This window comes from Cupriavidus sp. HPC(L), from assembly GCF_000307735.3.
In the GTDB taxonomy this organism is placed as follows: Bacteria; Pseudomonadota; Gammaproteobacteria; order Burkholderiales; family Burkholderiaceae; genus Cupriavidus.
On sequence record NZ_AMPR02000065.1, the window covers coordinates 1 to 11,166 of the forward strand.

12 protein-coding genes are annotated in these 11,166 nt (G+C 68.7%); 3 read left to right on the forward strand and 9 right to left on the reverse strand.

Annotated features, from left to right (window positions below):
* Together B551_RS05440 and B551_RS05445 are read left to right on the forward strand one after the other, a co-directional pair.
* On the forward strand, positions 1 to 447 hold a 447-nt coding region (locus B551_RS05440), incomplete at its 5' end, for a molybdopterin cofactor-binding domain-containing protein (RefSeq protein WP_043437556.1).
* 26 nt (positions 448 to 473) lie between these two features.
* A complete protein-coding gene (locus B551_RS05445; protein ID WP_006578603.1) occupies positions 474 to 1,874 on the forward strand; it encodes a nucleobase:cation symporter-2 family protein in 1,401 nt (466 codons plus the stop codon).
* A gap of 124 nt (positions 1,875 to 1,998) precedes the next feature.
* Here B551_RS05445 and dkgB read toward each other — a convergent pair whose 3' ends face one another.
* Together dkgB and B551_RS05455 are read right to left on the reverse strand one after the other, a co-directional pair.
* Entirely contained in the window at positions 1,999 to 2,808 is an 810-nt protein-coding gene (gene dkgB, locus B551_RS05450; protein WP_006578602.1) for a 2,5-didehydrogluconate reductase DkgB, read from the reverse strand.
* Between the two features lie 316 nt (positions 2,809 to 3,124).
* Positions 3,125 to 4,000, reverse strand: coding sequence for an oxidoreductase (locus B551_RS05455; RefSeq protein ID WP_006578601.1), 876 nt, complete (start codon positions 3,998 to 4,000; stop codon positions 3,125 to 3,127).
* A gap of 188 nt (positions 4,001 to 4,188) precedes the next feature.
* Here B551_RS05455 and gcvA point away from each other — a divergent pair, with 188 nt between their 5' ends.
* The gene (gcvA, locus tag B551_RS05460) at positions 4,189 to 5,085 is read left to right on the forward strand and encodes a transcriptional regulator GcvA (RefSeq protein WP_006578600.1); all 897 of its coding nucleotides are present in this window, start codon (positions 4,189 to 4,191) and stop codon (positions 5,083 to 5,085) included.
* Between the two features lie 34 nt (positions 5,086 to 5,119).
* Here gcvA and B551_RS05465 read toward each other — a convergent pair whose 3' ends face one another.
* The 7 genes from B551_RS05465 to B551_RS05495 form a co-directional block, all read right to left on the reverse strand.
* Positions 5,120 to 6,346, reverse strand: a complete 1,227-nt coding sequence (locus B551_RS05465) for a CaiB/BaiF CoA-transferase family protein (RefSeq protein ID WP_006578599.1) — start codon at positions 6,344 to 6,346, stop codon at positions 5,120 to 5,122.
* Between the two features lies 1 nt (position 6,347).
* The gene (locus tag B551_RS05470; RefSeq protein ID WP_023263634.1) at positions 6,348 to 6,767 is read right to left on the reverse strand and encodes a PaaI family thioesterase; all 420 of its coding nucleotides are present in this window, start codon (positions 6,765 to 6,767) and stop codon (positions 6,348 to 6,350) included.
* A 29-nt stretch (positions 6,768 to 6,796) separates the two neighbouring features.
* Complete coding sequence (locus B551_RS05475; protein ID WP_006578597.1) at positions 6,797 to 7,789, reverse strand: tripartite tricarboxylate transporter substrate binding protein; 993 nt, start codon at positions 7,787 to 7,789, stop codon at positions 6,797 to 6,799.
* Between the two features lie 86 nt (positions 7,790 to 7,875).
* On the reverse strand, positions 7,876 to 8,679 hold the full coding sequence (locus B551_RS05480) for an enoyl-CoA hydratase/isomerase family protein (RefSeq protein ID WP_006578596.1): 804 nt from the start codon (positions 8,677 to 8,679) through the stop codon (positions 7,876 to 7,878).
* A 10-nt stretch (positions 8,680 to 8,689) separates the two neighbouring features.
* Positions 8,690 to 9,463 carry an SDR family NAD(P)-dependent oxidoreductase gene (locus tag B551_RS05485; protein WP_023263636.1) on the reverse strand — a complete coding sequence of 258 codons (774 nt, stop codon included), beginning with the start codon at positions 9,461 to 9,463 and terminating at the stop codon, positions 8,690 to 8,692.
* 1 nt (position 9,464) lies between these two features.
* Positions 9,465 to 10,610 carry a thiolase family protein gene (locus B551_RS05490; RefSeq protein WP_006579143.1) on the reverse strand — a complete coding sequence of 382 codons (1,146 nt, stop codon included), beginning with the start codon at positions 10,608 to 10,610 and terminating at the stop codon, positions 9,465 to 9,467.
* Between the two features lie 59 nt (positions 10,611 to 10,669).
* Complete coding sequence (locus B551_RS05495; protein ID WP_006579142.1) at positions 10,670 to 11,014, reverse strand: Zn-ribbon domain-containing OB-fold protein; 345 nt, start codon at positions 11,012 to 11,014, stop codon at positions 10,670 to 10,672.
* Positions 11,015 to 11,166: the final 152 nt, after the last annotated feature.

Below are 11,166 nucleotides of genomic sequence, written 5' to 3' on the forward strand. Positions count from 1 at the left end.
CCCCGGGCATCGGCGCCCGGACGCGGACTCGGCATCGCGACCTATCAGGGCTACAAGAGCTATATCGCGGTGGTCGCGGAGGTCGAGGTCAGGGAGCGCGCGATCACCGTGCACCGGCTCAGCTGCGTGGTCGATTGCGGCCTGGCAGTCGATCCAAGCTCGGTGCGGCAGCAGCTGGCGGGCGGGCTCTACTGGGGCGTGTCGACGGCGATGATGAACGAGGTGCCGATCGACCACGGCACCGTGCGCATCAGCAACTACCACGACTATCCGGTGGTGCGGATCACCGATGCGCCGCGGCTGGACATCGAGCTGGTGCCGCCGTCGGGCCGGGCGCCCAGCGGCGTCGGCGAACTGTCCAATCCGCCGGTGGTACCGGCGATCGGCAACGCGATTTTCGCGGCGACCGGCAAGCGCCTGCGCGCGACGCCGTTCCGCTTCGCCTGAGGCGAGATCCGCAAGGAGATACCCCCATGAAAGTCCAACACGACGCGGTGCGCGGCACCGCGTCGCCGGCGCGCGCGCCCGTCGATGCGGTGCCCGCCACCGGGCCGCTGCTGATGCTCGGGTTTCAGCATGTGCTGGTGATGTATGTCGGCGCGATTGCAGTGCCGATGATCATCGCCACCGCGCTGAAGCTGCCGAAGGAAGCGGTGGCCGTGCTGATCAACGCCGACCTCTTTACTTGCGGTATTGCGACGATCCTGCAATCGGCCGGCTTCTGGCGCATCGGCGTGCGGATGCCGGTGATGCAGGGCGTCGCCTTCAGCGCGATCCCGCCGATCCTGGTGATCGCCACCAATCCGGGCCTGGGCCTGCCCGCGGTGATCGGTGCGGTGATGGCGGGCGGCTTGCTGACGATGCTGATTTCGCCGGTATTCGGCAGGCTGGTGCGTTTCTTCCCGCCGATCGTCGGCGGCTCCATCGTGATGGTGGTGGGGCTGTCGCTGTTCCCGGTCGGCGTGAACTGGATCGGCGGCGGCAAGGGCGCGCCGGACTTCGGCGCGCCACACAACCTGGCGCTGGCCGGCTTCGTCTTCGCGCTGATCCTGGTGATCAACCGCTGGCTCAAGGGATTCTGGACCAATGTCTCGGTGCTGCTGGCGCTGGCGGCCGGCATGCTGGTGGCGATTCCCTTCGGCATGGTCGACTTCGCCGGCGTCGCCGAGGCGCCGATGGTGGACGTGATCCGGCCGTTCTACTTCGGCTGGCCCGTGTTCGATCCGCTCGCGGTCGCGACCATCGTGGTCGTGATGGTGATCATCATGATCGAATCGATGGGCCTGTTCCTGGCGACCGGCGACGTCGTCGGCAAGACACTGACGCCGCGCGAGATGACCGACGGCCTGCGCGCCAATGGGCTGGCCAGCGTGATCGGCGGCGCGTTGAACGGTTTTCCGTACACGATCTACAGCCAGAACATCGGGCTGCTGGTGGTGACCGGCGTCAAGAGCCGCTGGGTGGTGGTGGCCGCCGGCGTGATCCTGTGCGTGCTGGGGCTGTTCCCCAGGATGGCGACCGTGGTGGCCTCGGTGCCGCTGCCGGCGCTGGGCGGCGCGGCGCTGTTCATGTTCGGCGTGGTGACCGCCGCTGGGGTGCGCACACTGGGGCGGGTCGATTTCGAATCGCAGCGGCACAACGTCTATATCGTCGCGGCGACGCTGGCGATCTCGCTGCTGCCGACCTTTGCGCCGACGCTGTTCCACCATCTGCCGAAGTGGCTGCAGCCGCTGATGCACAGCAGTATCCTGCTGGCCTGCGTGCTATCGGTACTGCTGAACCTGCTGTTCAACGGCGTGCCGCGCAGCGATCCGCACGCGCTGCCGCAGGGCGACGCGCAGGGAAGCGATCAGGCCCTGCAGCCAGGCCGGTGATCCTGCAAAAAGGGACCCCCGTCGTCCCCGCGCACGGGGGACCCAGTGACTCTAGGCACGACATAGGCTCAAAGCCGCTGGGTCCCCGCTTTCGCGGGGACGACGGGGCCACGAGGAGGGTAGGTCAATCCCAGGCGGGCGCGATGCCTTCCGGATTGGCCAGCCGGTCGCCGCGATCGAGCGTGGCGATCTTGGCCATCTCGTCGTCGGTCAGGCGCAGCTGCTGCGCCCGCAGGTTGCTGGCGAGGTTCTCGCGCTTGGTCGACGATGGGATCACCGCAAAGCCCTGCTGCAGTGCCCAGGCCAGCGCGACCTGGGCCGGCGTGGCGCCGTGCGCCTGCGCGATGGCCTGGATGACCGGGTCCTGCAGCACCTTGCCGTAGGCCAGCGTCATGTACGAGGTCAGGTGGATACCCTGGCCGCGAGCGTGCTCGACCAGCTTGCGGTTCTGCAGATAGGGATGGATCTCGACCTGGTTGGTCGCGATCTCGCGCGCGCCGACCGCGGCGATGGCCTGGTCGAGCAGCGACACCGTGAAGTTCGACACCCCGATCAGCCGCGTCAGGCCCTGCGCCTTGGCCTCGGCCAGCGCGGCCATGTATTCGGGCAGCGGTACCGCGCCGTTCGGCGACGGCCAGTGGATCAGCGTCAGGTCGACCTGCTCGGTGCGCAGCCTGGTCAGGCTGTCCTTCAGGCTCGGGATCAGCCTGTCGCCGGCCAGGTTGTCGGTCCAGATCTTGGTCGTGACGAACAGGTCCTTGCGGGCAACACCGCTCTGCGCGATGGCCTGGCCGACCTCGGCCTCGTTGCCGTAGATCTGCGCGGTATCGATCAGCCGATAGCCGAGCGACAAGGCGTTCTTGACCGAGTCGATCACGGTCTGGCCGGTCAGGCGGAACGTGCCGAGGCCGAAGGCGGGAATCGTTTGCGTCATGGTGGGCTCCAGGAATGCGTGATTGGGGATTCGGCGCATTGTGGTGCCGATTGACGGGAAGAAACAGCCCTGTGCCGTCAAATGATTGTTGCCTGACGATCAAGGGTAGGGGGTTGGGGGACGCCTTGCCCTCTCCCCAGCCCTCTCCCGCAGGCGGGAGAGGGAGCAGTGTGTCGCCAGCACGGTTGCCATCGCTGCTTCCCGGACCGCTTCGCATGCCGGCGGTTTTCTCCCCTCTCCCGCTTGCGGGAGAGGGGCCGGGGGAGAGGGAAAGGGGTAGTGCCATCACCCCAGTGGCATTGCCCACGCCGCCCCATCACACCCGCACATCGTCATGGTCGGTCGACACCGCCAGCGCCCGCCATGCCGACAGTTCCGCTTCGACCTTGCGGTTCTTCTCCGTAATGCGGGCCACCGTGTCCGAGCCGAGGGGCAGCCGCACCGGCGGTGAGTCGCTGTCGGCCAGCGCCAGCAGCGCGGCGGCCAGCTTGACGGGGTCGCCCGGCTGCTGGTGATTGGCCGATGCCATGTGGCCACGCATCGCGCCGACAGTCTCGGCATAGGCGGCGATCTCCGAGCGCACGCGCACCAGCGAGCTGTCGTCGAGGAAGTCCGTACGGAAGAAGCCGGGCTCGACCACGGTAGCCCGCACGCCCAGCGGTGCCAGTTCCGCATCGAGCGCCTCGGTCAGCCCCTCGACCGCGAACTTGGTCGCACCATACACACCCCAGCCAGGATAGGCCGCATAGCCGCCGATCGACGAGATATTAATCACGTGCCCGCTGCGCTGGCGGCGCATCTGCGGCAGCACCGCGCGCGTCACGGCCAGCACGCCGAACACATTGGTGGCGAACTGCTGCTCGACTTCCTTCGCCGACGCCTCTTCCACCGCGCCGAGCAGGCCGTAGCCCGCGTTGTTGACCAGCACGTCGATGCGGCCGAACCGTGCGACCGCGGCATCGGCGGCGGCGATGGCCTGCGCCTCGTTGGTGACGTCCAGCGCCACGCTCAACAGGTTCGCGTGCTCGCCCAGCGCGGCAGCGATCGTTTCGGGGCGGCGCGCGGTGGCGACGACGCGGTCGCCGCGAGCCAGTGCGGCGCGCGTCAGCTCCAGGCCGAAGCCGCGCGAAGCGCCGGTGATGAACCAGACCTTGCTGTCGTTGCTGGCGCGGGTGGTGATGGTGGCGGACATGATGATTCTCCTGTGAGGATGCTGCGTTGGGTGAGGTTCGAAATGGCCGTGGCCACGCAGTCCAATGTAGGCTCGCGGATCTCTTCACACAATGCGATGTAATGGCGCTTCAATAGCAACCAACGGTTGTCTGTTTGACCGGTGCATTTCGATTGAGCAAAGCTCAACCGTATGGCAGACTCGCCGCCATGGACAAACTGCCCCCACTGAACGCGTTGCGCGCCTTCGAGGCCGCGGGCCGGCACCTGAGCATCACGGCGGCCGCGGAGGAGCTGCATGTGACGCCCGGCGCCGTCAGCCGCCAGATCCGCGGGCTGGAGGAGGGGCTTGGCGTGCAGCTGCTGCACCGCGGACATCGGCAGATTTCGCTGACCAGCGCCGGCGAGGACTACTACCGCGCGGTCACGCGGGCGATGGACGACCTGCGCGAGGCCACCACTCGTCTGAACAAGCGGGCGAAACGCAAGCAGCTGAAGGTGCGTGCCTACACCACCTTCGCGATGCGTTGGCTGATCCCGCGGCTGTCGAGCTTTCATGCGGCAAACCGCGGCATCGAGGTGTTGCTGACCGCGTCGCTCGATCCGGTCGACTTCCGCAAGGAGGACATCGACGGCGCGATCCGGCTCGGCGACGGCAAGTGGAGCGGGGCGAACGCCTACCGGCTGGTGTCGAACATCCTGGTGCCGGTCTGCAGTCCCGGGTTGCTTGCCGCGGGGCCGAAGGTCAGGAAGCCGGCCGACCTCCGGCACCACACCTTGCTGCATTCGATTGCCCGGCCCGACGACTGGGCGCACTGGCTGCGTTCGGTGCGCGCGGAACGGGACGTCGATGCGCGCGGCGGCATGACCTACCAGAGTTCGGCGATGGCCTACGCGGCGGCCATCGAAGGGCAGGGCTTTGCGATCGCGCAGCGCTTTCTGGTGGCGGCCGACCTGGAGGCCGGCCGGCTAGTCGCGCCATTCCGTCAGGCCGTCGACATGGGCGATTTCACCTACTACCTGCTGACGCCCGCCGACCGCAAGGAAAGCCCAAGCATGACGGTGTTCCGGCAGTGGCTGCTGGCGCAGTTCGCGGCGCAGCAGTAGGACGAGGCGATATCGTCGCGAGGATTGTCGTGACTCACGCCGCCGTGGCGGCGGGCGCGGCAACGTCGGCGCAGTGGATCGCACCGCTCGCACGCAGCCTGGCGATGTCGTCGCCGCTGTAGCCGAGCTGGCCCAGCACCGCCTCGGTATGCTCGCCGCATGCGGGCGCCGGCCGGGCCGGGCGTGCGTTCTCTCGCGCGCTGTTGATCGGGAATCCCGGCATGCGGATGCCGCCCAGCGTGGGGTGGGGCACGGTCTGCAGCATGCCATTGGCCGCCAGCTGAGGGTGCGCCATCACGTCGTCGTAGGTCGCGACGGGCGCGCACAGGATGTCCGCCTGCTGCAGCAGCGCCAGCCAGGTGTCGGTCGGCCGCGTGCCGAACGCGCGGTTCAATGCATCGACCATCGCGGCGCGGTTCGCCACCCGCAGTGGCGAGGTGGCAAAGCGCGGATCGTCGGCCAGCGTTTGCAGGCCCAGCACCTCGCACAGCCGGCGCCAGCGTTCGGGCATGTAGGCGGCCACCATGATCCAGCCGTCGGCGGTGCGAAACGCCTGGTTCGGCGCCGAATACGGTGCCGCGCTGCCGACGCGTTGGGGCGCCTGGCCGTCGGCGCAAAAGCTGGTCAGCGACGACTGTTGCAGCGCCAGCGCCGCGTTGAACAGGCTGACGTCGAGGTGGCCGCCCTGTCCGTCGCGGGACCGTTGGGCCAGTTTGGCCAGGATGCCCATGCAGGCGACGTAGCCGGTCATCACGTCGACGACCGGCGCCTGCACCTTGCACGGCTCGCCGTCGGGCGTGCCGATCAGGCTCATCAACCCCGAATCGGCCTGCATGATGCCGTCGACCCCGGCCCGGTGCGCGTACGGTCCGTGCTGTCCATAGGCCGAGATCGAGCAATAGATCAGGCTCGGATGCGCCTCGGCCAATGCCGCGTATCCGAGTCCAAGCCGATCCATCACGCCGGGGCGCATGCTCTCCACCACGATGTCGGCGCCTGCGCTCAGCCTGCGCGCCACGGCGATGCCGTCCGGCGTCTTCAGGTCCAGCGCCACGCCCAGCTTGTTGCGGTTGAAGCCATGAAACAGCGCGGCATCGTCGCCGATCCAGCCGGGACCGAGGCCGCGTCCCAGTTCGCCGCCCGGCGGTTCAACCTTGATGACACGCGCTCCCATGTCGGCCAGCAGCATGGTGCAGGTCGGCCCCGCGCCAATCTGCGTGAAGTCGATCACGGTCAGGCCGTGCAGTGCGTCGCGCAACATGTCAGTTCTCCAGACGGGGACGGGCGCGTTTGAACGTCCCCTGCGCGGTGGCGATCAGCACGCCGGCATCGGAAGTCAATTGCGCCGAGGCGAAGTACAGGCTGTTGCCGGCGCGGGTCACCGAGGCCATGGCGCGCAGCCGCCCCGCGCTGGCCTTGCTGAGGTAGCTGATCGACAGCATGGCGGTGGCGGCGTGCCCGAGCGCGCCGTCCGGTCCCACGGGCAGGCCGGCATAGCCACAGGCGGCGTCCAGCATCGTCGCGATGACGCCGCCCTGCACGCTGCCCTGGCGGTTCAGGTGGCGCGGCTCCAGATCGAGCTCGAATACGCAGTGGCCGTCGCCGACGCTGGCGAGCCGGATGCCGAGGTAGTCGAGCAGCGGATTGTCCGCCGGCGGCACCGTGGCGGCGAATGGGGTCATTGGGGTCGGCGGGGTGATGGCGCGGTCGTTCACAGCCCCACCTTGATGCCGTTTTCCTGGATCAGCCGCTGCCAGCGTGCCATGTCCTTGCCGAGCTGCGCCTTCAGTTCCGCCGGCGAAGAGGCCTGCGGCTCGAAGCCCTGCCTTGCCATCTGCGCGGACACCTCCGGCGACTTCAGCGCGGCGAGCATCGCGGCATTGATCCTGTCGATCACCGGTCTGGGCGTCTTCGCCGGCGCCAGCAGGCTGTACCACAGCTCGGCGTCGTAGCCCTTGATGCCCGCCTCGGCGAAGGTCGGCAGGTCCGGCATCAATGGCGTGCGCCTGGTTCCCGCGATTCCCAGCGCGCGCAGCCGGCCGGCCCGCACGTACTCGATGGCCGAGGCGAAGGTCGCGAAGGACAGCTGCACCTGGCCGCCCATCAGGTCGGTGATCGAAGGGCCGGTGCCGCGATAGGGAACGTGCAATAGTTCGGTCTTGTTCAGCTTCGCAAAGACCTCGCCGGCCAGGTGCTGCGGGGTACCGTTGCCCGGGCTGCTGTAGCTGAGCTTGCCCGGATTGGCGCGGCTGTACTCGATGAAATCCTGCAGCGTGCGGAACGGCTGCTGGTTGTTGGCGACCAGCATGATCGGCACCGAGGCGATCCGCCCCACCGGCTCGAAATCCGTTTCGATCCTGAACGGCACCTTGATGCCGAGAAACGGGTTCATCGTGACCTGGCTGGAGGCGATCACCAGCGTATAGCCGTCCGGAGCGGCATGAGCGACGTAGTCGGCGCCCAGATTGCCGCCCGCGCCGGGCTTGTTCTCGATCACGATGGTCTGGCCCAGCGCCTGGCCCATCTTCGGTGCGATCAGGCGGGCCAGGATATCGTTGCCGCCGCCCGGCGCGAACGGGACCACCAGCGTGATGGGTTTCTGCGTCGGGAAGGGCGCCTGCGCCGCGGCGCCGAGCGCGGTGAGCGCCAGCATGCCGGCCAGCGCGGTGCGCGCGAGGCGCGCGATGGTGGTCGTCGTTGTCATGGTCGTCTCCTGTCGGTATGTTGATTTGTTGACCTATTGGTTTGTGGGTTATCGCATTGGTTGGCAATCGGGACCCGGCGCGCCCGTCAGCGGCCGGTGTAGTGGGGTTGGCGCTTCTCGGCAAAGGCCTGGCGGCCCTCGATCCGGTCCGCGGTATCGCGCAGCGCGCCCCAGTAGAGCTCGGTCAGCTGCTGCGCATCGGCTTCGCTCAGATGGCTGGTCTGCCGCGACAGCTTCTTGACGGCCTGCACCGCCAGCGGCGCATTGGCCGCGATGCGGGCCGCAATGGCCAGCGCGCGGTCATGCAGCGCCGCCGGTGCCAGTGCCTCGGTCACCAGGCCGATGCGCATTGCCTGCGCGGCATCGATGCGCTGGCCGGTCAGCACCATCTGCATGGCATGCGCGGCCGGCACCGCCTTGAGCAGCCGATGCAGGCCGGAGACCGCCGGAATCGAGCCGACCGCGGCCTCCGGCAGGCCGAAGCTCGCCGACTCCGCCGCGATACGGACATCGCACTGCAGCGCGATCTCGAGCCCGGCACCGAGGCAGTGCCCGTTGATCGCCGCGACCAGCGGCTTGTGCAGGCCCAGATCGGTCAGGTCCATCAGCCGGATGTAGAGGCCGAGATCGGCCGCCGGCTCCGGCGCGCGAAACAGCGCCTCCGGATAGGAGGCCGGCGATGCGCGTGTGCCCTTCAGGTCCGCGCCGGCACAGAAGGCCCGCGTGCCGGCGCCGGTCAGCACCGCCACGCGCAGGTCGTCGCGATCGCGTACCGCTGACAGGTGCGCGCGCAGCTGGCGCAGCGCGGGGACGTCCAGCGCGTTCAGCGCTTCGGGGCGATCGATGGTCAGCACCGCCACGGGTCCGTGGGTATCGAATCGTATGGTCATCGCGCGCTCCCTAGACGCTGGGCGAGGACAGGCTGCGTCCGCCGCAGACATAGAGGACCTGGCCGGTCACGTAGGACGAGCGCGGATCGAGGAAGAAGCCGACCGCGTTGGCGATGTCTTCGGCGGTGCCGATCCGCTGCACCGGCACCGATTGCTTCAGCCGTGCCTGCACGTCGGGCGCGAAGCCGCGAAACAGCGGCGTGTCGACGATGCCCGGGGCGATAGCATTGACCGTGATGCCCTTGCTGGCAAATTCGATGGCCAGCGAGCGCGTCAGGCTGACCACGCCGCCCTTGGCGGCCGAGTAGTTCGCCTGCCCGAAGCCGCCGAGCCAGGCGCGCGACGAGATATTGACGATACGTCCGTGGCCCCGCTCGACCATGCCGGGCAGCGCCGCGCGGCAGCACAGGAACTGCGAGCGCAGGTTCGTGTCGATGACCAGGTCCCAGTCGGCATCGCTCATCTTCAGGAAGCGCATGTCGCGGACCGCGCCGGCGTTGTTGACCAGATAGTCGACGCGGCCGGCGCGGGCCTGCACCTGTGCAAAGGCGTCGTTGACCGCGGCCGACTCCGTCAGGTCGGCGCTGGCGCCGAAGACCCGCAAGCCGTCGGCCGTCAGCGCGCCGACCGCGCCATCGAGCGCGGCGGCGTCCCGGTCGAGCAACGCCACGGTCAGCCCCTGTCGGGCCAGTTGCGTGGCGATGCCCAGGCCGATGCCGCGCGCGGCGCCGGTCACCACCGCGACGTGGGCGGGATCGAAGCGAGGGGTCGTGTCGGTTGCCATGTCAGACTCCCAGCAAGTGCACGGAGGAGGCGGCGTGGTCGACCCCCGCAATGCCGCCGCCGGTGCATTGGGTCAGGCCGACGCGGGCGTCCGCCACCTGCCGTTCGCCGGCGCGGCCCTGCAGCTGCCACAGGATCTCGACCATCTGCGCCACGCCGGTCGCGCCCAGCGGATGGCCCTTGGCCAGCAGTCCGCCGCTCGGATTGACCGGCACGCGGCCCCCGAGCCGGGTGGCGCCGGAGCGCAACAGCGGCACGGCCTCGCCACGGGGGGCCAGTCCCAGCGCTTCGTAGTAGAGCAGTTCCGCGATGGTAAAGGCGTCGTGCAGCTCGACGACATCGACGTCTTCCGGGCCCAGGCCCGCCTGCTGGTACGCCAGCCGCGCGGCGCGCGCGGTGATCTCCGCGTCCAGGATGTCGTCGTCGGCGCCCTCGCGCATGCCGGACACCACCACCGACGACAGCAGCTTGACCGGACGCGGCTGCGCCGGCCGCCGCGTGCCGAGCACCAGCGCAGCCGCCCCATCGACCTGCGAGGGGCAGCACTGCAGCAGCGTCAGCGGATCGGCGATCATGCGCGAGCCGAGTACCTCTTCGACCGTCGTGGTGCTGCGCTGCTGGGCATACGGATTGAGCGAGCCGTGATGGCGGTTCTTGACCGCGACCTGCGCCAGGTCGGCGGGCGAGGCGTCGCGCTCGTGCAGAAAGCGCGTGCCGCGCATCGCATAGACGGCGGGCAGCACCATGCCGGCCCGTGCGTACAAGTCGGTCTTGTGGTCGTTGCGCTGCAGCGGAATGGTGCCGCCGCCGAGCGCCGTCAGTTGCTCGATGCCGACGACCAGCACCGTGTCGTACTGCCCGGCCAGCAGCGCATGCCGCGCCAGATGGACACCGGTTGCCCCGCTGGCGCAGGCGTTCTCGACGTTATAGACGGGGATGCCCTTGAGCCCGAGATCGCGCACGATCAATTGGCCGAGGATCATGCCGCCCAGCACGTTGGCGCAATAGACGGCCTGGATCCGGCCCGCGGGCACGTCGGCGTCGGCCAGCGCCTTCAGGATGGCCTGTTGCGCCAGTTCGGGGGCGAGTATGCCGGGATGGCGGCCGAATGGCGTCATCGCGCCGCCATGGAGATAGATGTCCTGCATCTTGCTTGCCTTCTTCGGTTGCGTTTGCGTTTGCGGTTGCGGTGGCGGTCGCGGCCGGGTCAGGGCCGGACGGCCTCGAAGACGTAGCCGAGTTCGTCATCGCGGCGCGGCACATAGCGGTCGCCGATGGCCGGACGGTCGTTGCCGGCCAGCCTTCCGAACAGCCGCACCGGACCGGTGAAGTCCACATAGCCGACCGCATAGGGCGCCAGCCCGGTCTTCGGCGCCGGATGGATGATCGTGAAGCTGTAGACCACGCCGGTGCCGGCGATGGTGACCGGGTCGTGGGCGGCGGCGAGCGGCGAGTGGTCCGGCAGCGCGGGAAAGATCCATTCGCCGGTGGCGCGCTCGCGCGAGGCAAGCAGATGGGGGATGGGTTCCGTAGTCCAGAGCAGGTCCGACACGGTTGTCTCCTGTGATGGTTGGCCTTGGCGTAATGGTTGTCGCCCGCGCCGGACCCGACAAACGATATTTCCGGCGCTTTCGCTTGAGAAAATATCAAGCGAAAGCGCCGGGCTGGGGTATGTATTGCGATCGCGGTGGGGCCGGCGAGCCG